General features: G+C 44.9%; 23 protein-coding genes. 10 read left to right on the top strand and 13 right to left on the bottom strand.

Annotation, left to right across the window (positions count from 1 at the left end; all coding sequences use genetic code 11):
• Window positions 1-9: 9 nt before the first annotated feature.
• Together prmA and BMI76_RS01865 are read left to right on the top strand one after the other, a co-directional pair.
• Window positions 10-963 carry a 50S ribosomal protein L11 methyltransferase gene (prmA, locus tag BMI76_RS01870; protein ID WP_075345927.1) on the top strand — a complete coding sequence of 318 codons (954 nt, stop codon included), beginning with the start codon at window positions 10-12 and terminating at the stop codon, window positions 961-963.
• Window positions 964-1,707: a 16S rRNA (uracil(1498)-N(3))-methyltransferase gene (locus tag BMI76_RS01865; protein ID WP_075345926.1), complete on the top strand. Its 744-nt coding sequence runs from the start codon at window positions 964-966 to the stop codon at window positions 1,705-1,707.
• Between the two features lie 39 nt (window positions 1,708-1,746).
• Here the strand turns inward: BMI76_RS01865 and BMI76_RS01860 are convergent, their stop codons facing one another.
• From BMI76_RS01860 to BMI76_RS01850, 3 genes are read right to left on the bottom strand one after another with little or no spacing between them, the layout of a single operon-like run.
• Window positions 1,747-1,935 carry a hypothetical protein gene (locus BMI76_RS01860; protein ID WP_075345925.1) on the bottom strand — a complete coding sequence of 63 codons (189 nt, stop codon included), beginning with the start codon at window positions 1,933-1,935 and terminating at the stop codon, window positions 1,747-1,749.
• Window positions 1,932-2,147: a helix-turn-helix transcriptional regulator gene (locus tag BMI76_RS01855; RefSeq protein WP_027975207.1), complete on the bottom strand. Its 216-nt coding sequence runs from the start codon at window positions 2,145-2,147 to the stop codon at window positions 1,932-1,934. Before BMI76_RS01855 ends, BMI76_RS01860 begins: the two co-directional genes overlap by 4 nt.
• Before the next feature lies 1 nt (window position 2,148).
• Window positions 2,149-2,724 (bottom strand): DUF3796 domain-containing protein, encoded by a 576-nt coding sequence (locus tag BMI76_RS01850; protein ID WP_075345924.1) that lies wholly within the window; start codon window positions 2,722-2,724, stop codon window positions 2,149-2,151.
• Window positions 2,725-2,906: 182 nt separating this feature from the next.
• On the opposite strand from BMI76_RS01850, the gene BMI76_RS01845 reads away from it, so the two are divergent.
• The 5 genes from BMI76_RS01845 (at window position 2,907) to dtd (ending at window position 10,179) form a co-directional block, all read left to right on the top strand.
• On the top strand, window positions 2,907-3,920 hold the full coding sequence (locus tag BMI76_RS01845) for a LacI family DNA-binding transcriptional regulator (RefSeq protein ID WP_075345923.1): 1,014 nt from the start codon (window positions 2,907-2,909) through the stop codon (window positions 3,918-3,920).
• Window positions 3,921-4,103: 183 nt separating this feature from the next.
• Entirely contained in the window at window positions 4,104-6,287 is a 2,184-nt protein-coding gene (locus BMI76_RS01840; protein ID WP_075345922.1) for a PTS transporter subunit IIBC, read from the top strand.
• A 160-nt stretch (window positions 6,288-6,447) separates the two neighbouring features.
• Window positions 6,448-7,248: an endonuclease/exonuclease/phosphatase family protein gene (locus BMI76_RS01835; RefSeq protein ID WP_180372820.1), complete on the top strand. Its 801-nt coding sequence runs from the start codon at window positions 6,448-6,450 to the stop codon at window positions 7,246-7,248.
• A 127-nt stretch (window positions 7,249-7,375) separates the two neighbouring features.
• Window positions 7,376-9,598: a bifunctional (p)ppGpp synthetase/guanosine-3',5'-bis(diphosphate) 3'-pyrophosphohydrolase gene (locus BMI76_RS01830; protein WP_075345920.1), complete on the top strand. Its 2,223-nt coding sequence runs from the start codon at window positions 7,376-7,378 to the stop codon at window positions 9,596-9,598.
• A gap of 140 nt (window positions 9,599-9,738) precedes the next feature.
• On the top strand, window positions 9,739-10,179 hold the full coding sequence (gene dtd / locus BMI76_RS01825) for a D-aminoacyl-tRNA deacylase (RefSeq protein WP_075345919.1): 441 nt from the start codon (window positions 9,739-9,741) through the stop codon (window positions 10,177-10,179).
• A gap of 136 nt (window positions 10,180-10,315) precedes the next feature.
• Here dtd and treR read toward each other — a convergent pair whose 3' ends face one another.
• Complete coding sequence (gene treR, locus BMI76_RS01820) at window positions 10,316-11,065, bottom strand: trehalose operon repressor (RefSeq protein WP_075345918.1); 750 nt, start codon at window positions 11,063-11,065, stop codon at window positions 10,316-10,318.
• 178 nt (window positions 11,066-11,243) lie between these two features.
• On the opposite strand from treR, the gene treP reads away from it, so the two are divergent.
• Together treP and treC are read left to right on the top strand one after the other, a co-directional pair.
• Window positions 11,244-13,214, top strand: coding sequence for a PTS system trehalose-specific EIIBC component (treP, locus tag BMI76_RS01815; protein WP_075345917.1), 1,971 nt, complete (start codon window positions 11,244-11,246; stop codon window positions 13,212-13,214).
• A 91-nt stretch (window positions 13,215-13,305) separates the two neighbouring features.
• Window positions 13,306-14,931: an alpha,alpha-phosphotrehalase gene (gene treC, locus BMI76_RS01810; RefSeq protein ID WP_075345916.1), complete on the top strand. Its 1,626-nt coding sequence runs from the start codon at window positions 13,306-13,308 to the stop codon at window positions 14,929-14,931.
• A 106-nt stretch (window positions 14,932-15,037) separates the two neighbouring features.
• On the opposite strand, the gene BMI76_RS01805 is transcribed toward treC, so the two are convergent.
• The 6 genes from BMI76_RS01805 to BMI76_RS01780 form a co-directional block, all read right to left on the bottom strand.
• Window positions 15,038-16,165 (bottom strand): sodium ion-translocating decarboxylase subunit beta, encoded by a 1,128-nt coding sequence (locus tag BMI76_RS01805; protein ID WP_075345915.1) that lies wholly within the window; start codon window positions 16,163-16,165, stop codon window positions 15,038-15,040.
• 14 nt (window positions 16,166-16,179) lie between these two features.
• The gene (locus BMI76_RS01800; protein WP_075345914.1) at window positions 16,180-16,527 is read right to left on the bottom strand and encodes a biotin/lipoyl-containing protein; all 348 of its coding nucleotides are present in this window, start codon (window positions 16,525-16,527) and stop codon (window positions 16,180-16,182) included.
• The gene (locus BMI76_RS01795; RefSeq protein WP_075345913.1) at window positions 16,524-16,826 is read right to left on the bottom strand and encodes an OadG family protein; all 303 of its coding nucleotides are present in this window, start codon (window positions 16,824-16,826) and stop codon (window positions 16,524-16,526) included. Before BMI76_RS01795 ends, BMI76_RS01800 begins: the two co-directional genes overlap by 4 nt.
• Window positions 16,827-16,844: 18 nt before the next feature.
• Window positions 16,845-18,239 (bottom strand): oxaloacetate decarboxylase subunit alpha, encoded by a 1,395-nt coding sequence (locus BMI76_RS01790; RefSeq protein WP_075345912.1) that lies wholly within the window; start codon window positions 18,237-18,239, stop codon window positions 16,845-16,847.
• Window positions 18,240-18,382: 143 nt separating this feature from the next.
• Complete coding sequence (locus BMI76_RS01785; RefSeq protein ID WP_142355022.1) at window positions 18,383-19,663, bottom strand: Nramp family divalent metal transporter; 1,281 nt, start codon at window positions 19,661-19,663, stop codon at window positions 18,383-18,385.
• A 26-nt stretch (window positions 19,664-19,689) separates the two neighbouring features.
• Entirely contained in the window at window positions 19,690-20,661 is a 972-nt protein-coding gene (locus BMI76_RS01780; protein ID WP_075345910.1) for a dihydrodipicolinate synthase family protein, read from the bottom strand.
• 245 nt (window positions 20,662-20,906) lie between these two features.
• Here BMI76_RS01780 and BMI76_RS01775 point away from each other — a divergent pair, with 245 nt between their 5' ends.
• On the top strand, window positions 20,907-21,899 hold the full coding sequence (locus BMI76_RS01775; RefSeq protein ID WP_075345909.1) for a LacI family DNA-binding transcriptional regulator: 993 nt from the start codon (window positions 20,907-20,909) through the stop codon (window positions 21,897-21,899).
• A gap of 145 nt (window positions 21,900-22,044) precedes the next feature.
• Here the strand turns inward: BMI76_RS01775 and BMI76_RS01770 are convergent, their stop codons facing one another.
• The 3 genes from BMI76_RS01770 to BMI76_RS01760 all read right to left on the bottom strand — a co-directional run bounded on the left by BMI76_RS01770 (window position 22,045) and on the right by BMI76_RS01760 (window position 25,430).
• Window positions 22,045-22,701: a DUF4767 domain-containing protein gene (locus tag BMI76_RS01770; protein WP_075345908.1), complete on the bottom strand. Its 657-nt coding sequence runs from the start codon at window positions 22,699-22,701 to the stop codon at window positions 22,045-22,047.
• Between the two features lie 10 nt (window positions 22,702-22,711).
• The gene (locus tag BMI76_RS01765) at window positions 22,712-23,308 is read right to left on the bottom strand and encodes a hypothetical protein (protein ID WP_075345907.1); all 597 of its coding nucleotides are present in this window, start codon (window positions 23,306-23,308) and stop codon (window positions 22,712-22,714) included.
• 406 nt (window positions 23,309-23,714) lie between these two features.
• Window positions 23,715-25,430 carry an alkaline phosphatase gene (locus BMI76_RS01760; protein ID WP_075345906.1) on the bottom strand — a complete coding sequence of 572 codons (1,716 nt, stop codon included), beginning with the start codon at window positions 25,428-25,430 and terminating at the stop codon, window positions 23,715-23,717.
• Window positions 25,431-25,909 lie beyond the last annotated feature (479 nt).

Below are 25,909 nucleotides of genomic sequence, written 5' to 3'. Positions count from 1 at the left end.
TCTTAAATTATGAACAACTGGCAAGAACTAACTATTCGTGTGAATCGTGAGGCAGAAGAAGCGGCCTCTAATATTTTAATCGAATCCGGCAGCCAAGGGGTTGCGATTGATGACAGTGCGGACTATCTTGGCGGCGTCGGCAAATACGGCGAGCTTTTTCCGGAAGTTGAGCAGGTTGAAACGGTCAAAATCACTGCCTATTATCCTGAGACGGTCAATATGGAAGACATCGAAAGAGACGTCAGCCAGCGCTTGGCCAAGCTTTCTGATTTTGGTCTGGAGACAGGTCGGGTGGAGCTCTTCACTCAGGAACTAGCTGAGGAAGACTGGGCAGAAAACTGGAAGAAATACTATGAGCCTGCCCGCATCACCCATGATTTGACTATCGTACCGTCTTGGACGGTCTATGAAGCAGCCGGCGAAGAAAAGATTATTCGCTTGGATCCTGGTATGGCCTTTGGGACTGGAACACACCCAACAACCAAGATGAGTCTCTTTGCGCTGGAGCAGGTTCTGCGCGGCGGCGAGACGGTGCTTGATGTGGGCACAGGGTCAGGAGTACTCTCCATAGCCAGCTCTCTTCTGGGCGCCAAGGACATTTACGCTTACGACCTCGATGATGTGGCGGTGCGTGTGGCTCAGGAAAATATTGATCTCAATGCTGGGACGGGCAATATCCATGTGGCAGCGGGCGATTTACTGAAAGGCGTGACTCAGGAGGCGGATGTCATTGTGGCTAATATTTTGGCAGATATTCTGGTCAATCTGACAGAGGATGCCTACCGTCTAATCAAGGATGAAGGCTACCTCATTATGTCCGGCATTATTAGCGAGAAGTTGGATATGGTGCTCGAAGCGGCTTACAGCGCAGGCTTTTTCCTTGAGACCCACATGGTTCAGGGGGAGTGGAACGCTTTGGTGTTTAGGAAGACAGACGATATTTTAGGTATAATAGGAGGCTAGATGCAGCAGTATTTTGTAAATGGCAGAGCGGATAAGTTTGTGACCATTACCGATAAGGATACCATCAAGCACATGTTTCAGGTCATGCGTTTGACCGAGGGTGATGAGGCGGTGCTGGTTTTTGATGATGGAATCAAACGGTTAGCGCGTGTGACCGATGCCCAGGCACACAGGTTTGAAATCACAGAGGAGCTGTCAGACAATGTGGAAATGCCGGTGCAAGTGACTATCGCTTCAGGTTTTCCCAAGGGGGATAAATTAGAATTTCTGGCGCAAAAGACGACCGAACTGGGGACGCATGCTCTCTGGGCCTTTCCGGCTGACTGGTCTGTGGCCAAATGGGACAGCAAAAAACTGGCTAAGAAAGCTGATAAATTGGCCAAGATTGTTCAAGGAGCAGCTGAGCAATCCAAACGCAATGCCATTCCTCAGGTTAAACTCTTCGAGAAGAAAGCTGATTTTCTGGCTCAGCTGGCCCATTTTGATAAAATTCTGCTTGCCTATGAAGAATCTGCCAAAGAAGGGGAAACTGCTGCCTTGGCGCGTGAATTGGCGCTTGCTGAAGAGGGGCAGAAATTTCTTTTCATCTTTGGTCCAGAGGGCGGCATTTCACCTGCTGAAATCCAAGCCTTTGAGCAAGCAGGGGCTGTCAAAGTTGGACTTGGTCCCCGTATCATGCGGACAGAAACCGCTCCGCTGTATGCTTTAAGTGCAGTGTCTTACGCCTTAGAATTGATGAAGTAAAAAAGAAGCTGTTTGTACTGGACAGCTTCTTTGTGTAATCTAACTTAATTTTTCAGGATTTTCCACAAAAAATCGAACAACCGTTCCACAGTTTTTGCAGATTTCTAGGCAGAGCGATTGCCCCAGACCAGAGGCATTGCCTGAACGTGAAATGCCAGCATAGCCTTTATTTTGCTTGGCTGTGACAAATTGATTTTCCCCACAGTAAGGGCAGGTTTGTGTGTTCATGAGTCTTCCTCCTTATTCAGTTGAAAAATATCTTCCACGGGCAGCTGGAAAATCTCGGCGATTTTGAGAGCCATTTCAAGAGAGGGATTATAACGGTTGTTTTCCAGGTGAACAATGGTTTCGCGGCGCACGCCGACTAATTGTGCCAGTTCCTGCTGGCTCATTTTTTTGGCCTTGCGCAGTTCTTTGAGCTTAGTCGTAATATTAGCCATACTAAGCACCCCTTTTCTCAAAGAGGAAAAAAGCAATATCAAAAGCCAAAATCATAGCTGCTCCGAAGATTAGGATCATACCGGCTGTTAGGGTAAATGGGAAAAAGAAGGTGACGATGCTCAAAATCATCAAGCAGGCTAAGATCAAACTTAAGGTAAGGCAGGCAGCCTTGGCTAAGTCAGCATAGAAACGTTCATCAGGTTTTTCCTCCACTTTTTTGAAAATAAAGTAGAGAAAGAAAATAGCTAGAACCAACAGAACCAAGCCTAAAAAGACATGCTTTATCCAGACGGGAGTGGTATTGGGGGTAATGGCCCAAACGCCCTTTATATAAATGCCCATAGCTGCAAAGATGGTCAGGCTGTAAAGTTTTTCAGTCAGCCCGAAATAGCGGTCTTCTTTTTTGGTTTGAGGTATTTTGCTTACGGCTAGAAAGACGATTGCTTGGACAGCTAGGGTGATGAGAAAGACGGTATTTTTTAGCCAAGGGTTTTCAGTCGACGGCGTTAAAAACCAAAGCCCGAACATTGTCATCAGCCAAATGAGAATAATCCATTTGCAGACACGGTTTTTCATAAAACAGACCTTCTTTCTTTATCGAAATGTTAATTATTTATAACTGTTTCTGTTATAAATATATCACTATCGAAGGCCTTTGTCAATTAAAAAGTGAATAATTTTTAACATCTCACTTTCTCTTGACACGCCACTGAAAAATGACTATTCTAGAATTAACAAAAAGATTAGAAAGAAGACCTATGGCAACTATTAAAGATGTCGCAAAATTAGCAGGCGTTTCAGCTTCGACAGCATCCCGTGCCATGCATGACAATGATATGATCAGTCAGGCAACCAAGGAACGTGTCCGCAGGGCGATGAAAGAGCTGAATTATTCTCCCAATTACTCAGCCCAAAATTTGGTTAAACGGCGCTCCAACACAATCGGAGTTGTTCTGCCTGTTCGCGAAAGCCAAGAATCGCTGGGCAACAATCCCTTCTTCATGCAGATTATTCAAGGCATATCAGGAGTCTGTACAGATAACCATTACATGGTCAGCTTGGCAACAGGGCGGACAGAAGATGAATTAATTGCCAATATCGAAACTCTGATTCGCAGCGGCAATATTGCTAAATTCATCTTTCTCTATTCAAAGGCCAATGATAAGGTTTTTCAATTTGTGCAAAAAGTCCAAGTATCCTGTGTGGTTGTGGGGGAATCTTATAATGCTGCGCAAAAGGGCATTCAATTTGTGGATAATAACAATACTTTAGCAGGTCAGGATGCTGCCCGGTTTCTTGTTGATAAGGGGTATCATAACATTGCTTATGCCTATACGGACATGGATGAGCTGGTGCAGGCCAGCCGTTATCTGGGCTATGCCAAGGTCATGAAAGAGCAGGGGCAAAAAACCAGGAAGCTGCACCTGTCAAGAATTGATGACAGCGCCAATCTTGCGGTTTTAAGTTCCTTTTTAGCAAAAAATCCCTGTCTGGAAGCTTTTGTGGCCTGTGATGATATTATGGCCATCCGGCTGCAGCGCCTGTTTAAAAAGCTGGATCTTCCTGGGGATTCCTTTGCCATGATCAGCTTTAACAACTCCATCGTCAGTGAACTGGCGACGCCTGCGCTGACCTCGGTTGATATCTTTCCTTATCAGTTGGGAAGCAAGGCCGCAGAGCTGATTTTGGGTAAGGCAGAAGGGGAAAGCTCGCTGACGATTCCCCATCAGATTATTGAAAGGGACTCAACCCGGTCCAATCGTAAAGAGTGAATGTTCTCCGTTCGTGAGAATTAATCCAAGACGTCTGCTTAGCTTTGGCAAGTAATTGGCTGCTAAGCAGGCTTTCTTTTTTTGCTTAATTTTTAAAAAGGTCTTTACAAAAAAATATTTCATGATATAATAATAGTATCAATTTGCAAACGTTTGCATAAAACGTTTGCGTGGGAGGTAAAAATGAAAAATTATAAACAGCTTTTCACTTTTGAATTCTGGCAAAAGTTCGGAAAATGTTTAATGGTTGTTATTGCTGTTATGCCTGCTGCAGGTTTAATGGTTTCGATTGGTAATTCTTTAGCCTTGATCGATCCCAAATCAACTATCTTGGTGACGGTTGCAAATATCATTGCTCAAATCGGCTGGGGCGTTATCAATAACCTTCATATCTTATTTGCGCTGGCAATCGGCGGCAGCTGGGCTAAGGAACGTGCCGGCGGTGCTTTTGCCGCAGCTATTGCTTTTATCCTGATCAATCTTATCACAGGGAATTTTTACGGAGTTTCCTTAGATATGATTGCTGATAAATCCAGCTATGTTCACAATATCTTTGGCGGGAAAATGCACGTGTCTGACTACTTTATCAATGTTCTCGGCCAGCCTGCCTTGAACATGGGTGTCTTTGTCGGTATTATTTCCGGTTTTGTCGGCGCGACAGCCTATAATAAATACTACAATTTCCGCAAACTGCCCGACGTTTTATCTTTCTTCAACGGGAAACGTTTTGTGCCTTTTGTTGTTATTGTTCGCTCAACCATTGTAGCTCTGATCCTGTCAGTTGTTTGGCCGGTTATTCAGTCTGGTATCAACGGCTTTGGTATGTGGATTGCATCTTCGCAAAATTCAGCACCGTTTTTAGCTCCTTTCCTTTATGGTACTTTGGAGCGTCTGCTCTTGCCGTTTGGTCTGCACCACATGCTGACTATTCCAATGAACTATACTTCACTGGGCGGTACCTATGTTGTTCTGACAGGTGCCAGCAAGGGAGCTCAGGTATTTGGACAGGATCCGCTCTGGCTGGCTTGGGTGACTGATCTGATTAACCTTAAAGGTGCCGGTCATATGGAACAGTACCGTCACTTGCTCTCAACAGTAACGCCGGCTCGTTTCAAGGTTGGGCAAATGATTGGTGCCAGCGGTATTCTCATGGGACTTACTTTTGCCATGTACCGCAATGTTGATCCGGATAAAAAAGAAAAATACAAAGGGATGTTCATCTCTGCAGCTGTGGCAGTCTTTTTGACAGGGGTCACCGAACCGCTTGAATACATGTTTATGTTTGCAGCGCTGCCTCTTTATCTTGTTTATGCTGTGATGCAAGGTCTTGCTTTTGCTATGGCAGACCTGGTTCCTTTACGGATTCATTCATTTGGTAATATCGAGCTTTTGACCAGAACACCAATGGCTATCAAAGCAGGTCTGGCTATTGATTTGATCAACTTTGTTTGGGTGTCTGTTGTCTTTGGCTGTGCCATGTACTTTATTGCTAATTTCATGATTAAGAAATTCAATCTTGCCACCTCGGGCCGCAACGGTAACTACGATGACAGCGATGATGCGCCTGAAAGCGGCAGCGCCAAAGCAGGAGCTGCTGATGCCAATTCACAAATTGTCAAAATCATCAACCTCTTAGGCGGCAAGGAAAATATTGCTGATGTCGACGCTTGCATGACCCGCCTGCGGATTACGGTAGCTGATGTTGCTAAAGTGGGCGATGAAGCCAGCTGGAAGAAAGCCGGTGCTATGGGACTGATTGTCAAGGGCAATGGTGTTCAGGCTGTTTACGGCCCTAAGGCTGATGTCTTGAAATCTGATATTCAGGATTTACTGGATTCAGGTGCAGAAATTCCTAAAACGGATCTGGCTGCTTTGGAAGAAGAACAGCCGGCAGAAGCAGTCTTTAAAGGTGTCACAGAAGAAGTAGCAACTGTTGCTGACGGGGAAGTCATAGCAATTACGGAAGTTCACGACCCAGTCTTTTCACAAAAGATGATGGGAGATGGTTTTGCGGTTGAACCGGAAAACGGCAATATCTATGCTCCTGTATCGGGCTTAGTTACCAGCGTCTTTCCAACAAAACACGCTCTGGGACTTTTAACGGATCAAGGTCTGGAAGTGCTCATTCACGTGGGCTTAGATACGGTTGCCTTAAACGGCGCGCCATTCTCAGCCAAGGTAAAAGACGGTCAGCGTGTTGAAGCCGGCGACTTGCTCTTGGTTGCTGACTTAGAAGCTATAAAATCTGCTGACCGGGAAACAACCGTTATTGTTGCCTTTACCAACACAGCAGAACTAAAAGCTGTCAGTCTTGACAAAACAGGACGTCAAGCTGCCAAAACAGTGGTTGCTAAAGTAGAACTGTAGCAGTTGAAGGAAAGAGGAAGAGGCGGTTATTTACCAGACCCTCTTGCCTCTTTCTATTTTTTATGGTTAACTAAAAAAGACAGTGCTGCCATTTTTAGGCTTTCTTATGTGACAAAGGAGAATCCCAGTGAAATTATTGACCATCAATACCCACAGCTGGATGGAAGAAAATCCGCGAGAAAAATTAAAAATTTTAGCGCAAGCCATTCTTAAAGAGCAGTATGATATCATCTGTCTGCAGGAAGTCAATCAGCTTGTGACTTCACAGCCCTCACAAGCTTTGTTTAACTATTGTCAGGCACCCGGAACGCCTGCTATTCATGAGGATAATTATGCTCTTGAGCTGGTCAAACTTTTATCAGCTCAAGGGCAGTCTTATTACTGGTCATGGGCTTACAACCATATTGGTTATGGGCGTTTTCAGGAAGGTGTTGCCATTTTATCAAAAGAGCCGCTTCGGAGCGAGACGCTCTTAGTATCCCAAACAGATGATGAAAGGGATTATCATACCAGGCGGGTGCTTTTGGCAAGGACTGCCTTTGAAGGGAAAACAGTGGCTGTTGCCAGTGTGCATCTGTCTTGGTGGAATAAGGGGTTTGAAGAAGAATGGGAAAAGCTGGCAACTGCCTTATCAGCCCTAGAATGTCCTTTGCTGCTCATGGGTGATTTCAACAATCCGACAGATGGACCCGGCTACAATCTGATTTTAAAGAGCCGACTTCAGCTTAAGGACAGCCATAAAGCAGCTAAGGATGCTTATGGTTCAGCAACTATTCAAAAAGAGATTGATGGCTGGCAGGGCAATCAGGAAGCCCTCAAGGTTGACCATATTTTTCTGAGTCCTCAATGGCGAACAGAAAAATCAGCAGTCGTTCTTGACGGGGAGCAGTACCCTTCGATCAGTGATCACTGCGGTCTGGCCTGTGAAGCCTATCTGGACGAGGCTGTTGAGGAGCAGTGATTCTTCTATGGGATGTAAAACATGTATATAAATAAGAAGGAAGATTGGGCTTGAGAGCGACAATCTTCTTTTTCTTTTGGTCTTAAAGTGTTAGAATAAGAATAAGATATTTTTAGAGAGGACAAACATGGCAAAAGATGCAAATTTAACAGGTCAGGAAGTTATTGATATATGCTCTGCTTATATGAATGAGGCAGATGTGGCCCTTGTTCAAAAAGCTTTGGACTACGCAGTAGAATGCCATAACGGCCAATTTCGTAAGTCGGGAGAGCCCTACATTATTCATCCTATTCAGGTTGCAGGGATTTTAGCGGACTTACATCTGGACGCTATCACGGTTTCCTGCGGTTTTTTGCATGATGTCATTGAAGATACTGAAGCAACCCTAGATAATTTGGAAAACAAGTTTGGCAGCGATGTCAAAAACATTGTTGATGGGGTGACAAAGCTGGGTAAGGTCGAATACAAATCGCACGAAGAACAGCTGGCTGAGAATCACCGCAAGATGCTCATGGCCATGTCCAAGGATATTCGGGTTATTCTGGTTAAGCTGGCCGACCGTCTGCACAATATGCGAACCTTAAGACACCTGCGCAAAGACAAGCAAGAGCGTATTTCCCGGGAAACGATGGAGATTTACGCTCCTTTGGCGCACCGCTTGGGGATCAGCCGCATTAAGTGGGAATTGGAAGATTTGGCCTTTCGCTATCTGAATGAAGTTGAGTTTTACAAGATTTCCCACCTGATGAATGAAAAGCGCCGCGAACGTGAAGCGCTGGTCAATGACATTGTCGATAAAATTAAAGCATATACGGAAGAACAGGGACTGCACGGCGATATTTACGGCCGTCCTAAGCATATCTATTCTATCTATCGCAAGATGCGCGACAAGAAAAAACGTTTTGACCAGATCTATGATTTGATTGCCATTCGCTGTATTTTAGATACCCAAAGCGATGTTTATGCCATGCTGGGCTATATTCACGAACTTTGGCGCCCCATGCCCGGCCGCTTTAAGGATTACATTGCCAATCCTAAGGCTAACGGCTACCAGTCCATTCACACGACGGTCTATGGTCCCAAGGGACCGATCGAAGTGCAGATTCGCACACACGAAATGCATCAAGTTGCTGAATACGGGGTTGCAGCTCACTGGGCCTACAAAAAGGGGATCAAGGGCAAGGTCAACAGCCAAGAGTCTGCTCTGGGTATGAACTGGATTAAAGAGCTGGTTGAGCTGCAGGCTGCTTCTAACGGCAATGCAGTAGACTTTGTGGATTCTGTCAAGGAAGATATTTTCGCTGAGCGCATCTATGTCTTTACACCGAACGGTGCCGTTCAAGAGCTGCCCAAGGATTCTGGGCCTATTGATTTTGCCTATGCCATTCACACGCAGGTGGGGGAAAAGGCCACCGGAGCCAAGGTTAACGGCCGTATGGTTCCCCTAACCGCTAAGCTGAAAACCGGCGATGTGGTTGAAATCATCACCAATTCAAATTCTTTTGGTCCCAGCCGCGACTGGATTAATATTGTCAAGACCAACAAGGCCCGCAATAAAATCCGCCAGTTCTTTAAAAATCAGGATAAGGAATTATCCATTACCAAGGGGCGTGACCTGCTGATTGATTATTTTCAGGAGCATGGCTATGTCGCCAATAAATACCTAGATAAAAAACACCTTGAAGCTGTTTTAAGCCGCCTCAACTACCGCAATGAAGAGGCTCTCTACGCTGCTGTCGGTTTTGGGGAAATTTCACCGGCCAATGTTTTTAATAAACTGACTGAAAAAGAACGCCGCGAAGAAGAGCGGGCTAAGGCCAAAGCAGAGGCCGAGGAACTGATGAAGGGCGGCGAAGTCAAGCACGACAACAAAAAAGAAGTGCTTAAGGTCAAAAGCGAAGGCGGCGTTATCATTCAGGGCTCGTCTGATCTTCTCATGCGGATTGCCAAGTGCTGCAATCCCGTACCGGGAGATCCGATTGAAGGCTATGTGACCAAAGGACGTGGGGTAGCCATCCACCGCGCTGACTGCAACAACATCAAAAGTCAGGAAGGTTATGAAGAGCGCCTCATTGAGGTTGAGTGGGATGATGAACATTCCACAAAAGAATACATGGCTGAGATTGATATTTACGGTCTCAACCGTTCAGGGCTGCTGAATGATGTCCTGCAGATTCTGTCCAATCAGACCAAGAACATCTCAACAGTCAACGCCCAGCCGACCAAGGATATGAAGTTTGCTAATATTCATGTCACTTTTGGCATTCCTAATTTAGCACTTTTGACAGCTGTCGTTGACAAAATTAAGATCATCCCGGATGTTTATTCTGTTAAGAGAACCAACGGATGATACTATTATTGACACTTCTTTCATAGGGCTGCTGCTCATTGAGCAGCTGAGAAAACCCCTCAGGCTATGCTGGGCTTGCTCTGCTTGAAAGAGGTGCTTTTCAAGACCCAAAAAATAAACTGTTTATAAAGGAGCTTAGCGTGAGAATCGTTCTACAGCGTGTTTTAAAAGCCAGTGTGGCTATTGAAAAGCAAACAAAAGCAGCCATTGGTCCGGGGCTGCTGTTACTGGTTGGAGTCGGACCGGATGACACCCAAAAAGATTTGGAGTATGCTGTCCGAAAAATTATCAACATGCGGATTTTTTCTGATGCAGAAGGCAAGATGAATTTGTCTGTGCAGGATATTAAAGGTTCCGTTCTTTCTGTTTCGCAGTTTACGCTTTTTGCTGATACTAAAAAGGGCAATCGGCCTGCTTTTACCAAAGCTGCTCCGCCGGACATGGCTGAGGCCTTTTATCAGCGTTTTAATAGGGAACTGGCTCAGTTTGTTCCGGTGGAAACTGGTGTGTTTGGAGCTGACATGCAGGTGTCTTTGGTGAATGACGGACCGGTGACCATTATTTTAGATAGCAAAAAATAACAGACAACACCCTCTGTGATACAGCTGATTGCTGCAGCACCTCGCTCAGCGTGAAGCAAGGGGAAAAGGCTTGCGTTTCTTAAGTAAGGATGACAGTCCTGCACTTAAGCGTATCGCAAGCCTTTTTGTTTTGGAATTAAACATCTGTGGGATAAATAGCGACATAGCTGTCGGTTGCTTTTTTGCGTCTGGCAAAATCGACAAACTTGAATTTTTCAAGCTTGTGCCGGCTTTCGGTAAACTGCAGCTGCCGCTCATCGCTCAGATAGACTTTAGATTTGACCGAAACGACATGGCTTTCTGAGTCAATATCCAGCAAAATTTTATCTTTTTCTGTAATCTGGTCAATCGTGATTTCTTTTTTGGCATAGGCGATATCTAACTTAAGATTGTTTTCAAGATAATTGTAAATAGAGTACTCGGCAATTTCCCTAGTCATATCAGGAACTAGAGATTTATCCAGATAATCGGTGTCGAGAACGGAGGCCACGCCATCCACCACGCGCTGTCTGGTAATACGCCAGAGAAGGCAGCGCGGTGCAAAGCCGGTCAGCTTGGCTAACTTGGAATCAACAATCAGCTTGTCGATAGCGATAACATTGGTTTTAGAATTCATATGGAGCTGCTGAACCAATTCTTGATAGCTGGTCAGCTGAGAGACGGGAAAGTCAATCTGCTCATGCTTGATAACTTGCGAGCCGCGCCCCTGCTGTGTATTGATAAGTCCTGCCTTAACCAGCAGCTGCAGAGCTTTTCTGACGGTATCGCGGCTGCAGGCGTAGTTTTGGCAGAGCTGGGTCTCAGTCGGCAGGTAGTCGCCAATCTGATATTTTCCGTCAGCAATGGCCTTTTGCAGTTCTTGGAAAATGACTTCATATTTTTTCATGACCTTGTTTTCACCTCACTTGTCTAAAAAAAGACATACAACTTCTCTTATTTTACCAAAAATATCTTCTTTTTTCCACAAACAACTTGCAAACAAATTTGTTACCGTTTACAATAAAACTGTAAACATATTTGTTTTTATCATAATAAGGAGGTCTAGGGCGACCTAGAAGAAAGCTATGGGAAAATTTGAAAAAGATGCCCAGGTATTGCTGGATGCCATCGGCGGTAAAGAGAATGTTTCTGCTGTGACGCACTGTGCCACGCGCATGCGTTTTGTCTTAAATGATGACAAGAAAGCAGACATCAAAACAATTGAAGGAATTCCTGCTGTCAAAGGAACCTTTACCAATGCAGGACAGTTCCAAGTCATTATCGGAAACGACGTACCGATTTTCTACAATGATTTTACAGCTGTCTCAGGCATTGAAGGGGTTTCTAAAGAAGCAGCAAAATCAGCAGCTAAAGGAAATCAAAATCCAATTCAGCGCGTGATGACACTCTTAGCAGAGATATTTACGCCAATTATTCCAGCGATTATTGTCGGAGGGCTTATTTTAGGTTTCCGCAATATTCTGGAAGGTGTGGAGTTTGCCAATCTGGGAGGCAAAACCATTGTAGAAGTTTCTCAGTTCTGGAGCGGTGTCAATGCCTTTCTATGGCTGCCCGGCGAAGCTATTTTCCACTTCCTGCCTGTAGGAATTGTTTGGTCGGTTTCTCGTAAAATGGGCACCAGCCAAATTTTGGGGATCGTTCTTGGTATCTGCTTAGTATCGCCGCAGCTCCTCAATGCTTACAATGTTGCCAGTACATCATCAGCTGAAATTGCTAAAAACTGGGTGTGGGACTTTGGTTTCTTTACTGTTAGACGTATCGGCTATCAGGCACAGGTCATTCCAGCTCTTTTATCAGGGCTGTCGCTGGCCTATCTTGAACGCTTCTGGCGCAAGGTTATTCCTGAAGTCGTGTCCATGATTTTTGTACCATTCCTGTCCTTGGTGCCGGCTCTGATTTTGGCACATACCGTTCTTGGACCAATCGGCTGGACCATTGGTAAGGGAATCTCATTTGTTGTGCTTGCTGGTTTGACAGGACCTGTCAAATGGCTCTTTGGCGCAATCTTTGGTGCTCTTTATGCACCGCTTGTTATCACTGGTCTGCACCACATGACCAATGCCATTGATACACAGCTTATCGCGGATACGGCCAGCCGGACAACGGGACTTTGGCCAATGATTGCCCTGTCTAATATCGCTCAGGGGTCAGCCGTATTTGCTTACTACTGGATGAACCGTCATAATGAACGCGAAGCGCAGATTGCTCTGCCTGCAACCATTTCAGCTTATCTGGGTGTAACAGAACCGGCTCTCTTTGGGGTCAACCTTAAATACGTTTACCCATTTGTAGCCGGAATGATCGGGTCAAGTGTTGCCGGTCTTCTCTCAACAACATTCAATGTTCAGGCCAATTCCATCGGTGTTGGCGGCCTGCCAGGCTTTATGGCAATCAATGTTAAATACATGATGCCTTTCTTCCTCTGTATGGCAGCAGCTATCGTGATTCCGTTTGCTGTTACCATTTTCTTTAGAAAAGCAGGTTATTTTACCAAAACAGAAGATGAAACAGTAAAGGCTCCGCAAGTGGCTGCCATTGCTGAAGCAGAAGAAAGCACAGTCGCTGAAAAAGGAACTCTTGTTAACGTTAAAAGCCCCTTAACCGGAGTGGTTAAACCTTTGTCTGAAGCGACAGACCCTGTCTTTGCTCAGGGAGTCATGGGGCAAGGCGTCTTGATTGAACCAAGCGAAGGTCTTCTCGTATCGCCGGTTGACGGTGTTGTCTCTGTGCTTTTCCCAACCAACCATGCTGTCGGTCTTGTGACCGACCAAGGGCTGGAGCTGCTCATGCATATCGGTATGGATACTGTCAACCTTGAAGGAAAAGGTTTTAAAGCCTTTGTTAAACAAGGAGACCGCGTTAAAACAGGGGATCAACTCATCAGCTTTGATATGGATGTGATTAAAAAAGCGGGTTATGTCACTGAAACACCGGTTATTGTAACAAACCAAAATGATTATCAGCCGGATGCTGTCGGAGTGCTGCCGCATGATATCGAGCGGGGAGATGAATTGATGACAGCAAGTAAAATTTAGAAAAAATTGATATAATGGATAACAGAGTAGGATATTAGACGTGAGAAAGCAGCCTTTATCCTGCTCTCTTATTATTAGTGAGGAGCATAGTATGACATTGGACAAGAGAAAGGTTGTCTATCAAATTTATCCAAAGTCTTATAAGGATACAACTGGCAATGGGATTGGTGATTTAAGAGGGATTATTGAAAAGCTCCCCTATCTGGAAGAATTGGGTGTGGGTGTCATCTGGCTCAATCCTTTCTACCCAAGTCCGCAGCGGGATAATGGTTATGATGTTTCTGATTATACGGCTGTAAACCCCCTGTTTGGCACTATGGACGATTTTGAGGAACTGTCCCGCAAAGGCAAGGAGCACGGCATTGAAATCATGCTGGATATGGTGCTCAATCACTGCTCGACTGACCATGAGTGGTTTCAAAAGGCTCTGGCCGGTGATGCTTACTATCAAGATTTCTTTATTTTACGCGATAAACCGACAGACTGGGTTTCTAAGTTTAGCGGCAGCGCCTGGGCGCCTTTTGGCAATACCGGCAAGTATTATCTCCACCTCTTTGACGTGACACAGGCTGATCTTAACTGGCGCAATCCGCACGTGCGTGAAGAATTGTTCAAGGTAGTTAATTTTTGGCGCAGCAAAGGTGTCAAGGGCTTTCGTTTTGATGTCATCAATCTGATTGGCAAGGATGAAGAATTAAAGGACAATCCGGCCTTTGACGGCAAGCCGGAATATACGGACCGTCCGATTAACCATGATTATTTAAAAATGCTCAACCAAGCTACCTTTGGCAAGGACAGCGATGGCATGACGGTCGGCGAGATGAGTTTTACAGACATTCCAAACTGTGTTCAGTACAGCAATCCTGACAGCCATGAGCTGTCTATGGTTTTCAACTTTCACCATCTTAAGGTGGACTACGAAAATGGGCAAAAATGGACACTCAAGACCTTTGATTTTGAAGAATTAAAAAATCTTTTCCACACTTGGGGCGAAGGCATGAGCGAGGGAAATGGCTGGAGCGCTCTCTTTTGGAATAACCATGACCAGCCGCGTGCACTCAACCGTTTTATTAATATTGAGCATTTTCGCAATGAAGGAGCGACTATGCTGGCTGCCAGCATTCATCTGTCGCGCGGAACACCGTATATTTACATGGGTGAAGAAATCGGCATGCTCGATCCAGACTATGACAGCATGGACGATTATGTGGATGTTGAGTCTCTCAATGCCTATCAGGAATTGCTGGCTTCCGGCAAGACACAGGAACAAGCATTTGCCATCATTAAGGCCAAGTCGCGGGACAATTCCCGCACGCCCATGCAGTGGGATGCCAGTAACAATGCAGGCTTTTCAACAGCGGAGCCTTGGCTCAAAGTCGGCAGAACTTATCAGCAGATTAATGTTGCCAAGGAAAAGAAAGGGAAGATTTTCCCTTTCTATCAGGAATTAATCCGCCTGCGTAAGACTTTGCCGATTATAGCCCAAGGGGATTATCAGGCAGCTTACAGGGACAGCAGTCAGGTTTATGCCTTTGAAAGAGAATACGAAGGCCAAAAACTGCTGGTGCTCAATAATTTTTCGGCAGCTGAGGCAGAGCTTGACCTGGCAGCAAATTATCAAGCAGGAAAAGTGTTAATCAGTAATTATGATAATGTCGAACTTTCTGAAAAAATCACCTTGAAACCTTATCAAACACTGGCGATTTTACAGCAATAAAGAATCAATCAGTTGATACTGCATAGATTGAAAAAGCGAGATTTCCATCAATTCCTTAAGGACTCTGATGGGAATCTCGCTTTTTTTAATAGTCAGCAAAATGATTTTATGAGAAGAAGGCCAGTAAAATACCAGCTGCAATAGCTGAGCCGATAACGCCGGCAACGTTTGGTCCCATGGCATGCATGAGCAGGAAGTTTTCAGGATCTTCTTTTTGCCCTTCCTTATGGACAACACGCGCAGCCATTGGCACGGCTGATACACCGGCTGCACCGATCATTGGATTGATTTTACCCTTAGACAGGTAACACATGAGCTTGCCCATTAACACGCCTGAAGCGGTACCAACTGTAAAGGCAATGAGGCCGAGGAGCGTGATTTTCAAAGTTGTGACGGACAAAAACAAGGATCCGTCAGCTTTTGCTCCGACAGTCAAGCCAAGAATAATAGTAATACCATACATGAGAGCATTTTGCAGCACGGTAGTAATGTTTGGCACAACACCGGATTCTTTGACCAAGTTGCCCAGCATGAGGCAGCTAATCAGGGTCGTTGCACTGGGAACCAGCAGGCTGACAAAAATGGTAACCACGATTGGGAAGATAATTTTTTCCCGCTGGCTGACTTTTCTGCCGACTTTCATAACAATGCGGCGCTCTTTTTGGGTTGTCAGCAGTTTTATGATAGGCGGCTGGATAATGGGGATAAGCGCCATATAAGAATAGGCTGCCAGAGCAATAGCGGACAGCAGATGGGGCGCCAGTTTCGACGTTAAAAAGAGCGCTGTCGGACCGTCGGCACCGCCGATAATTCCCACAGAAGCTGCTTCCTGAGGAGACATACCCCAGCTGGCTGCCAGAAAGAAAGCCGCGAAAATACCGAACTGGGCAGCCCCTCCCAGCAAAATCGTCTTGGGATTTGCCAGCAAGGGTTCAAAGTCTGTTGATGCTCCCAGACAGAGAAAAATTAAGGGCGGATAGATACCCAGGTGCGTTCCCTGATAAAGATAGTAGAGCAGCCCGCCGGCTTCCGTTTTTGTCGGTCCGGCCATTAAATTAGCTAGCGGCAGATTCACCAGCAGCATTCCAAAGGAAATCGGAATCATCAGATAAGGTTCATAGCCTTTTTTGATGCCCAAGTAGAGGAAAATGCAGGCAATCATAATCATAATGATGTTCTGATAGGTTAAATTATAAAAGCCGGATGTTTCTAACAATTGATGAATGATTTGCATAGCGATTCTCCTTGTTAGATGGTCATCAGCAGATCATCAGTATTGACGGTTTGGTTGGCTGAAACAGCAATAGCAGCAACAACCCCGTCTCTTGGCGCCTGAATAGGTGTTTCCATTTTCATAGCTTCTAAGGTGAACAGCATATCTCCGGCTTTGACGGTATCTCCGACAGCCTTATGGATTTGCAGAATTTTTCCTGCCATCGGTGCCTGAATAGCGTAGCCGTCTGAACTGTCGGCAGCCGCCGGTGCCGGTGTCGGTGCCGCTGTTTGTTTCAAAGGAGCAGATGCCTCTGCCGCATCAAGTTCTCTCAGGCTGACAATATAGATATCGCCATTAACGTTTACTTCATATGTTTTCATTTTTGACTCCCTACTTTTTCAACTTTTTCGATTTTAAACTGTTTATTTTCTTCTTTGCTGGCAATGGCTAGCGCTGTAATAACAGCTATCTTTGCATGCTTGTCTTTGTCAACTAGCTCCTGACCTGTCAGCGGTCTGGCTGCTTGCGCCGGTACTGATAAGGCCGCAGGTTCTGCCCTTTTGTCAGAAGCATTGACCAGAACAGCCGTCAGCTGGATAACATACATCAAACCGGTCAGAATAAGAAAAACCAACCCCATCGATGCCAAGGTTATAATAAACATATCGGTTAATGTCATAATGATATTTCCTTCCTTTTAAAATCTTCCTGACACCTTGATAAGGTCTGTTTGGGGTTCTGCCGGCCGGTACTTCTGTGTCAAAAAGTCTTTTCCAACCTTGGGAAAGAGGGCGTAAATCAGGACATCTTCATCGGATTGTGCAAGGCCTGACACCTTCTTAGCCAAGCTGTCAAATTCAGGATCCAAGTGATCAGCCGGGCGGTCGGTAATCACCTCTTCATCCTCAATCAGCTGAGTGCGGAAATCTTCATCTATAGGCACAGGGGAGCGGCCGTATTGGCCCATAAGATAGGCCTTGATTTCGCTGGGCACCATTTTATAGGCGCTTCCGGCTACAACATTCATCGTTGCCTGTGTTCCCACCATCTGACTGAGCGGCGTTACCAGCGGCGGATAGCCAAGATTCCTGCGGACACGGGGAATTTCTTTTAGAACCTCTTCGTATTTGTCAATGGCACCAGCCTGCTTTAATTGGGAATACATGTTTGACAGCATGCCGCCCGGCACCTGATAAATGAGCGAGCGCGGATCAGGCGTCAGCATTTTCGGGTCTAAGAGCCCTTCCTTGAGATAACGGTCTTTTAAAGGTCTGAAATAATCGGCAGCTTCTTTAAGCAGGTCCATGTTCAGGCCGTGGTCATATCCTAATTCTTCAAGAACAATAGCCATAGACTCCGTAGCCGGTTGGCTGGTTCCTTCACTAAAAGGCGAGATAGCCGTGTCAATACGATCGGCCCCAGCTTCTAAGACAGCCTGATAAGTCAAAGGAGCAATACCGCTGGTACAGTGCGTATGAACGACAATCGGAATGCTGATGACTTCAGTCAGAGCAGAAACCAGCTCTTTCCCTTTTGCCGGCGTTAAAATACCGGCCATGTCTTTGATACACAGGGAATCTGCTCCCATATCCTGCATCTTTTGAGCAAGTGAAACATAATAAGGAACGGTATGGACATCACTGATGGTATAACAGATGGTTAGCTGAGCCTCTTTTCCGGTCTTTTTAACAGCCTGAAGAGCCGTTTTTAAATTTCTGACATCATTTAAGGCATCGAAAATCCGAAAGATATCAATCCCGTTTTCAGCAGAAAGCCTAATAAATTTTTCAACAACATCATCGGCATAGTGGCGGTAGCCCAATAAGTTCTGCCCGCGCAGCAGCATCTGCAAAGGGGTGTTGGGAGCCAGTCTTTTGATGGTGCGCAGGCGTTCCCAAGGATCTTCATTTAAAAAGCGAATGCAGGCGTCAAAGGTTGCTCCGCCCCAGCACTCAAGCGAGGCATAGCCGACTTGATCCAGCAAAGGGATGATCGGTTCCATATCAGCCAGAGGCATTCTGGTAGCCATCAAGGATTGATGGGCGTCCCGCAGAACAGTATCGGTAATGCCGATTTTTCTGACATTTTCCATGATATACTCCTTATCTAGTGATTTAAAAAATAGTTATCTTTATTATACTATATTCTTTGTAAAAGGAAAAAGCCGCCGGCTGATAAACATAAAGAGCATACAGCTCTAAGATGCTTAAAAGCACAAGCGGCTTTTTTACGGTTTTAGCCTCCTAAAGACTCAATCAATTGCGGTATATAAACGCCCAGAGCAGAGACAGTCATTGCCAGAACGAAAATATAGCTAATAGTCATGGAGATTTGTAAAATTCTGGGGATTTTATAGCCCTTATGAATTTCCGGCTTCCACAGAATCAGCATAACAAAGAGCCCGGCGACAGGTGTTGCGATAGCAGTTGCTACATTTGCAATAAAAATCAATTGGGTAGGAGAACCATTGTAAGAAAAGCAGACGATGCAGGCAAATACAAGACAGATAAGACAGCCCCAGCGAATAAATTTCGATTCAAGGGCAACATCTTTGTCAAATCCTGCTCCCAGAAGAACCATACCGCGCTGCGTGTTGCCGAGAAGCGATGAGAACCCTGCACCCAGCAGGGCAACTCCCATGACAAATTTAGCAGCCTTGCCCAAAAATGGCACAAGCAGGTCGGCTAATTGTGATGGGTTTTGAATAGCAATATGCTGGGGATGCAAGACGATGGCTCCCACCAGAATAATGGCTCCTGAAATCAAGACAACGGTAATGACATGCGCTATAGCATCCCAGAACATGGCACCGTTAAACAGATCTTCTTTTTTCCATTTTTTCTCAACTCCCAGATAGGTCCCGTAGATACCGGCTGTAACCGCAGCATTGGTACTGATATAAGCCAGTGCTGTGCTCAGGCTGCCCTTGGGCACCTTCCACAGAACCAGTCCCTTGCCAAGGGCACCCCAATCGGGTCCGCCGGAAGCAATCAGAGTGGCATAAAAAGCAAGAATCATGCCAATGATACAGATTAAAATACCTTTTTCAACCTTCGAGTAAACGCCCTTAGAAAAATAACAGTACATCAGCACAGCAAGCATGATGAGCGCACCTAATTTCCAGTTGATACCAAAAATCAAATTCATCCCAGCGCCGGTACCGCTAATATTTCCCAAGGTAAAGAAGAGACAGGATAAAAAGAGGGCACAGCCGACAAAGCCCGAAGCAATTCCGCCGTAATAATGCCTGATGGCGTGTAGGATAGGCATGCCGGTTAACATGGAAATCCGGTAAGACGTCAGCATGAAGGTAACTCCCATAAAAATGATGGGGATTACCAGCCAGATCAGCCGATAACCATAGTTTGCTCCCATCATGGCAGACGCCGTGATATTTCCAGGACCGATAACAACACCTGTTAAAATCAAACCGGGACCGATTCGTTTTAAAATTTCCCGAAAACCGAGCTTTTTAACAGATGACAAGTCAGTATTTTGATTATCTTTATCAGTCATAAGCGACTCCATTTCTGTAGATACAATTATTTGAATGGAGTCATATCAACAGCAGGCAGGTCGCTGCGTTTCAAACCGAGCGCGATCCAGTCTTTTTCTTCTTGATTGAGCGGCAGTACAGGTTTTCTCATTAATCCTGAGCTGAAGATACCGCGCTGTACCAGTGCTTCTTTCAAACGGGCATGGGCTTCGCCGGAAGGCTGTCCGCCGCCGTAAATTGCTTGTGAAATATGGAAGATACGGTCTGACCAATCTTGTGCTTCCTTCAATGTATGCTTGTCAGGATTTGCGAAGACTTCCCGTGCCGGGCAGATGATTTCCGGAACGCATCCTGCAAATCCAATAAGGGCACCATCCATGCCTGGGAACCAGCTGACACAGAGCGTTTCGTCGTGACAGGTAATGAGGGAAATATCAGGACATTCCTGACGCAGCAGGCGGACATCATGTTCATAGATGGACGTTACGCGCGTTCCCATCTTGATACATTTGACGTGATCAATTTCCTTGCACATCTTAATCAGGGTTTCGACAGGATAGAAGGCCTTGCTGGTTGCGGGGTAAAGGTGGATAACAATATCAATGTCCGCACCTTCGGCAACATCTTTAACATATTCGAACGGTGCATCAGGGTGCATACCGAAGCGCAGCCACATGTGCGGCGGCATCAAAAGGATAGCATCAGCGCCGGCTTCTTTGGCTTCGCTGGCCATTTCAATGCTTTCAGCTGTATTTTCACAGTTAATACCTGAAACGATTGTCATGACATCACCGCACTCTTCTGCACAGATTTCAACGACACGCTTGCGTTCTTCACGGGTCAGTCCGGTAATTTCACCGGTGTGGCCGTTACAGACTAGGCCATCCATTCCCTTGCCGTAAAAAGTTTTGATCCAGCGAAGGTAAGAGCGAAATTCTGGTTCATTAATAGAGTAATCGTCGTTGAGCGGAACAGAAACAGCAGGGAAGATTGTTTTGAAGTTTTTAACTTTAGTCATGAGAAATACTCCTTTAAAAATGATTTTTGTACAAACGTTTGTTTACAAAACACATTATATTCTTGACTGAAAACGCTGTCAATATTATGAGCTATTTCTGCAAAAAATTGTATAAAATGGCTTTGTTTATAATCGTTATTGGAATGGTTATCAGGAATTTAAAAATAGGAAGCGGCTTGCGTTTTCCATCTTTCAGGCTTATAATAAGAGTAAAAATACAATCGTTTGCAGAAAGGAAACAGCAGATGGTAACGTTAAAAGATGTAGCAAAGCTGGCCTGTGTTGATGTCAGTACGGTTTCCAGAGCTCTTAACAATTCAGCCTATGTCCATCCTGAAACAAAGGCGCGAATCATGGAAGCAGTTAAAGAGCTGAGTTACCAGCCCAATGTGCTGGCCAAGGGCCTCAGAGAAGGCAAACGCCATACTATCGGTGTTGTAATTCCACATCTGCATATGACAACCTTTGCTGAGATTACCCAAGGAATAGAAGAAGAGGCAACAAAGGCGGGCTATGCCACCCTCATTTGCAATACCGGGGATGATCCTGCTATTGAAAAAGAATATCTGAACCGCCTGAGAAATGGTTTTGTTGATGGGATTATCATTGCCGGTACAGGGAGCAATAAAAAGCTGCTGAGAGATATTCAGGTCAGCGGTCTTGCGGTGACACAGATTATTCGCAAGCAGGATCCTGAAATCAGCAGCGTTACTGTGGGCTATAAAACCAGTGCCTACGAGGCAACCAAATATTTTGCAGCTAAGGGCTGCGAAAATATCGGCTTAATCAATGGCAGTATGAAATTAGCGCCTTATAAAGAGCGGTATCAGGGCTATCAAAAGGCTTTGACAGAATTGGGACTGAGTGAGACGACTGCTGAATTTGACAATCCTGTTAATACAATGGCTTACGGTTATGACTGCACCATGGAACTATTAAGACGCAATCCCGCATTAGATGCTATTGTGGCGGCGGTTGATACGCAAGGAATTGGAGCCCTGAGAGCCTTGAAAGAAAAGTCTATCAGAGTACCCGACCAAGTCAGGCTTATCAGCTTAACCGGTCAGGCGATCGGAGCTATGCTGGAGACGTCAATGACAGCCATGGAAATTCCGGCTAAAGAGCTGGGAGAAAAAGCCGCTGTGATGAACCTTGAAGACATTGGTTCAAAAACGAGAAAACCAAGTGCCAGACACTTGGTGTACAGTTCTGTATTGGTGGAGCGAGAAAGCAGCTGAGCAGCCTCAAATGATGGGGCTGTTTGCCCCGCTTTCTGCCTGAATTTGCCGATAGCAAATGAGGAAAACCGATTTGACGACTGCCCATGACTTTCTCCAGCATTAAAGGCCTGTAAAGGCAGTCCGGCAGAGCTTTTCTTTTGCTTTAGTGTTCAGCAAGAATGCTGGTAAAAACAGAAAGCAGCTGGCGGCTGACCTTGCTTGTAAATGCTATATGCTTACGGTTAAGCGAGACAGGCTCAATAATTAGCGCTTCTTTCCTATCGTTTATGATAAAAAAGTAAGTGTGTTTTTTACTGGCCTTTGCATCGTTTTGATTGGAAAAAACGGCAACAACATTCCAGCCGGCCTGCTCGCCGGTTTTTGAATACTGCAGCTGGCGGTCCTTCCCGTCAATGCTGACATGAAATGTCTGCTTATTTTTGACATTGCTGATAACCTGGTTGGGCAGGCTGACGCCTTTCCATTTAAGGGATGTTCCCACCCAGTATTCTCTGAAACGCCCCTGATTTGACGGTCGGTAAACCATCATCTTCTGTCTTAAACGGTCTGCTTTCTGCAGATTCCAAACAGTCTGCTTTTCTGTTTGCGGTTCGTGATGGTCATGCTGATGACCGTGCTCTTCTTTTAGCAATTGGCTGCGGAATTCCTTCCTATTATGAAAAACCGGCTGGCAGTTTATCTGCTCAAAATTTTGCCGGGCAGCTGCCTGCTCTGTTTGAAACAGCAGCAGGAAAACAACGGCAAAGGCGGCAAGGCTGCAAATGATAAGAACTTTGCTAACATTTTTAATTGATTTCATCGTCTTCTTTCTATTCCGTTTTGCTTAAAACAGCTTCTTGGAATGTTTTATATTCTTTCGTATTGAAAATAGAAATGCCGTAAGCTTTCTGTTTTTTAGTGACTGGGATTTCACGGTAAGAAATAGCAACATCACCCATAATGTAAGGATCGTAGCGGCTGCTCAGCAAAATTTTCTTTTTTTGATAATAGTAGTCTGTTGTTTTCAGCCCGATATCCAGGGCTTTTTGAGAATAAGCGATAATGCCGTAATAAACAAATTGACTTTGAGAATAGTCCGGAATGGTGTTGCTTGCCACAAAGTACTGATTGCCGCTGATCTTATCTTTAAAATAATCAGCCTTTAAAAAAATACCATCACCGGTTTGAGTATTTTCGCTTTTGATTGGCTTGCCAAATGTTGATTTCAGATAGCTGTATATTTCGCTGTAGGTATTTAGTTTGCTGCGGTTAAACTTCTGTTCAGGCATTTTGACAGTGTCTGCATCAAATTTTTTCTGCAGCCGCGGCTCTGTTTTTAGTAAACGTGTTTCGCTTTTTGCCCTGCTGCTGCCAAAGATCACAAAAAGCAGAGGAAGGAGCAGCAAAGGCAGTGCATATTTTTTCATGTGTTCTCCTTTACTTAAGATACGGCAGAGGATTGTTATCTAAGTGCTCTGCACTTGATAACAAACGCCAATCACCACAGTGAATTGGCTGCCTCTCCCGCTAACTATATTTGGTTAGTAAAATCGACTAACCAAACATAGTGTCGCAAAGGCGTAAGCGACACACAGCAAAATAAGCGGTAAGTCAGAAATCTGAGATTTCGTTGACGCACCCTCGTCAGGACGACTAGAACTCTCAATGCCTGCATGGCGCAGAGAGTTCAGACGTCTACGACGAATTTAAGACCAAGAGTCGCAGGACTCTGGGAGAAACTATCTTTTTGCACAGTGTCGTAGCCGTGTTCCATTATGAAAGAAGGGGCAATGTGCGATTACCCCTTTTTTTATCAGTAAATGAGAGAGACTGTTATTCTTTAGCCTTAGGCGGTTTTTGTCCTACGCCTGTAGGCTTTTTCGTTTTCTTTTCCATCTCATCTTTAGGGCCGGCAGGTTTGCCGTTGAATCCCATTGCCTCGCCGATACGAACAGCTACATCGGTATCATCAAATTCACCGTCAAACATGTAAGCCCCGGATCCCATGGCATAGACAGGTACCTTGTCTCCGGAATGGTCTGTGGTGGTCCAAGCCAGACCTGATTTTTTGTTTAAGATTCTTGTGGCTGTAATCGAAATTGGGATATAGCCGCCGTAGTTGGTATCCTGCTGATCGGATTCTTTCTTGGAGTCCTCAAAGGCCTTTTTCAAGTTGTTGTATTCTTCTTTGGAGCAAAGCAGCCGGTCCTTGGCTTGCTGTTTCAGGTAATCTTCTTCCTGAGCATTGGTTATTGTTTCAGAAGGGGCGTCAGCCTTTAGCTTTAAGCCAAAGAAATCTTGAATTTTCGGAGCAAATTCTTCGAAGGTCAAGTTAGGATTTTTCTCAAGAGCTTCTGTCACAATCTTATCAAATTCGACCTGCGATCCTTTTTGATGGGTCAGCTGCTCAAGATAAGTTTCATAGCCGGTTGATTCATTGCCGATGGTAAATCCTCCCGTCGCATGGTCAGCTGTCACAATAATCAAGGTATCATCAGGGTGCTCCTTATAAAAGCGAATAGCAGTCTGAATGGAATCCTGAAAACCGATGACCTCATTAAGCGTTGTTGCAGCATCGTTAGCATGCTCGGCCCAGTCGATTTTTCCGGATTCTGCCATCATGAAGAATCCTTCCGGGTCGTCTTCCATGACTTCAATACCTTTTTTGACCATATCATTTAAGTCTTGATCGCCTTTTTTCTGGTCAATTTTATAGGTCATGGCACCATCATCCTGCAGGTCTTCAGCAACCAAGTATACTTTTTTAGAGTCCGCATCAATCTTTTTAGCTTTTTTCTTGGTGTCTGCTATTGTATAGCCGTTTTCCTTTAAGACCTTGTAGAGATCTTTTTGATCCTCATTTTCTCCCGTTCGGTCCTTTAAAGAGCCTCCTGCAAAGTAATCAAAATTCGTTTTAGCCATCTGCAGCCCGATATCATAATAAGAATCCCTGGATTCTTCGTTGGCATAAAAAGCCGCCGGTGTCGCATGGTTGAGCGTTACAGAGGACAGGATTCCAACTGATTTGCCAGCGCGTTTAGCCTTTTCAGCAATCGAATCGGCAGACTTTGAAAAATCTCCTGAAAGTCCCAATGTGTCTGTCTGTGTTTTAATTCCTGTACCAAAAGCTGTTGCTGTTGAAGCCGAATCCGGAATAAAGGAGTGGCAGTCATACTGGGTCTTTAGACCAATCACCGGCATCTCTGTAAAGTTCATGCGATCAGGATAGACCTCACCCTTGTTTGTTTTGCTGATGCCCAAGTAATTTTCAGCGGCTGTGACAGGAGTAACACCCATGCCGTCTCCAATGAAAAGAAAGACATATTTAGTCTGATTTTCATTGACTTTGGAATAATCTTCTGTCTTGGGCCGCTTGGTGTCATACATAGCAACATCTTTACCGTTTGCGGTTTTTTTAGCTGCAGCTGAACTGTTGACCGCATCAGTATTTAACTTGATCGAACCTGACTGGGTGCAGGCACCAAACAAAATAGCCGAAGCTGCCAGAGCAATTCCAAAACGTTTCACTGATTTAGAGTTTGACTTCATAAATTCCCCCAACATTATATTAAGTTCACTTTGATTATAGCTAAACTTTGTATGATTTTTATCTTGATATTGTCAATTTTATGTAAATAGTGGACAGAGAAGCCGTGATTGGTTATTGGATGTCAGAAAATATTTAGTCATATTTTCTTGCTGTTTTATATAAGGTCATTGCGAAAAGACGCTTATGATAAATTACGAATAGTCTTTGTGAAACACGATGAGAGTACTTTTTCGCTTTTAGCAGCTGACTCTGCATCCAAGCGCCTCTTAATAAAGCTGTAACACGCCTTTGTTAAAATGAAAATTATATTATTGCAGCAGCAGTGAAATAAAACAGTCGATTTTAAATTAGCAAGAGCTGGAGAAAAGGTTTCTGGTGATTCATAGCTTGGAAATCTGCAGGAGAGTCTATCTTTGGATGGGTGCTGAATTTTCATCAGTGCTAACTCTCTGATAGACATTCAATTCAAAGGACAGGA

Source organism: Streptococcus sp. 'caviae' (assembly GCF_001937065.1).
Taxonomy (GTDB): domain Bacteria; phylum Bacillota; class Bacilli; order Lactobacillales; family Streptococcaceae; genus Streptococcus.
This window is presented reverse-complemented; position numbering and strand designations above follow the sequence as displayed.

Excerpts from the sequence above, each read along its gene's own strand:
- prmA (WP_075345927.1), top strand. The coding sequence starts at position 10 with ATGAACAACTGGCAAGAACTAACTATTCGTGTGAATCGTGAGGCAGAA.
- BMI76_RS01865 (WP_075345926.1), top strand. The coding sequence starts at position 964 with ATGCAGCAGTATTTTGTAAATGGCAGAGCGGATAAGTTTGTGACCATT.
- BMI76_RS01860 (WP_075345925.1), bottom strand. The coding sequence starts at position 1,935 with ATGAACACACAAACCTGCCCTTACTGTGGGGAAAATCAATTTGTCACA.
- BMI76_RS01855 (WP_027975207.1), bottom strand. The coding sequence starts at position 2,147 with ATGGCTAATATTACGACTAAGCTCAAAGAACTGCGCAAGGCCAAAAAA.
- BMI76_RS01850 (WP_075345924.1), bottom strand. The coding sequence starts at position 2,724 with ATGAAAAACCGTGTCTGCAAATGGATTATTCTCATTTGGCTGATGACA.
- BMI76_RS01845 (WP_075345923.1), top strand. The coding sequence starts at position 2,907 with ATGGCAACTATTAAAGATGTCGCAAAATTAGCAGGCGTTTCAGCTTCG.
- BMI76_RS01840 (WP_075345922.1), top strand. The coding sequence starts at position 4,104 with ATGAAAAATTATAAACAGCTTTTCACTTTTGAATTCTGGCAAAAGTTC.
- BMI76_RS01835 (WP_180372820.1), top strand. The coding sequence starts at position 6,448 with ATGGAAGAAAATCCGCGAGAAAAATTAAAAATTTTAGCGCAAGCCATT.
- BMI76_RS01830 (WP_075345920.1), top strand. The coding sequence starts at position 7,376 with ATGGCAAAAGATGCAAATTTAACAGGTCAGGAAGTTATTGATATATGC.
- treR (WP_075345918.1), bottom strand. The coding sequence starts at position 11,065 with ATGAAAAAATATGAAGTCATTTTCCAAGAACTGCAAAAGGCCATTGCT.
- treP (WP_075345917.1), top strand. The coding sequence starts at position 11,244 with ATGGGAAAATTTGAAAAAGATGCCCAGGTATTGCTGGATGCCATCGGC.
- treC (WP_075345916.1), top strand. The coding sequence starts at position 13,306 with ATGACATTGGACAAGAGAAAGGTTGTCTATCAAATTTATCCAAAGTCT.
- BMI76_RS01805 (WP_075345915.1), bottom strand. The coding sequence starts at position 16,165 with ATGCAAATCATTCATCAATTGTTAGAAACATCCGGCTTTTATAATTTA.
- BMI76_RS01800 (WP_075345914.1), bottom strand. The coding sequence starts at position 16,527 with ATGAAAACATATGAAGTAAACGTTAATGGCGATATCTATATTGTCAGC.
- BMI76_RS01795 (WP_075345913.1), bottom strand. The coding sequence starts at position 16,826 with ATGACATTAACCGATATGTTTATTATAACCTTGGCATCGATGGGGTTG.
- BMI76_RS01790 (WP_075345912.1), bottom strand. The coding sequence starts at position 18,239 with ATGGAAAATGTCAGAAAAATCGGCATTACCGATACTGTTCTGCGGGAC.
- BMI76_RS01785 (WP_142355022.1), bottom strand. The coding sequence starts at position 19,663 with ATGACTGATAAAGATAATCAAAATACTGACTTGTCATCTGTTAAAAAG.
- BMI76_RS01780 (WP_075345910.1), bottom strand. The coding sequence starts at position 20,661 with ATGACTAAAGTTAAAAACTTCAAAACAATCTTCCCTGCTGTTTCTGTT.
- BMI76_RS01775 (WP_075345909.1), top strand. The coding sequence starts at position 20,907 with ATGGTAACGTTAAAAGATGTAGCAAAGCTGGCCTGTGTTGATGTCAGT.
- BMI76_RS01770 (WP_075345908.1), bottom strand. The coding sequence starts at position 22,701 with ATGAAATCAATTAAAAATGTTAGCAAAGTTCTTATCATTTGCAGCCTT.
- BMI76_RS01765 (WP_075345907.1), bottom strand. The coding sequence starts at position 23,308 with ATGAAAAAATATGCACTGCCTTTGCTGCTCCTTCCTCTGCTTTTTGTG.
- BMI76_RS01760 (WP_075345906.1), bottom strand. The coding sequence starts at position 25,430 with ATGAAGTCAAACTCTAAATCAGTGAAACGTTTTGGAATTGCTCTGGCA.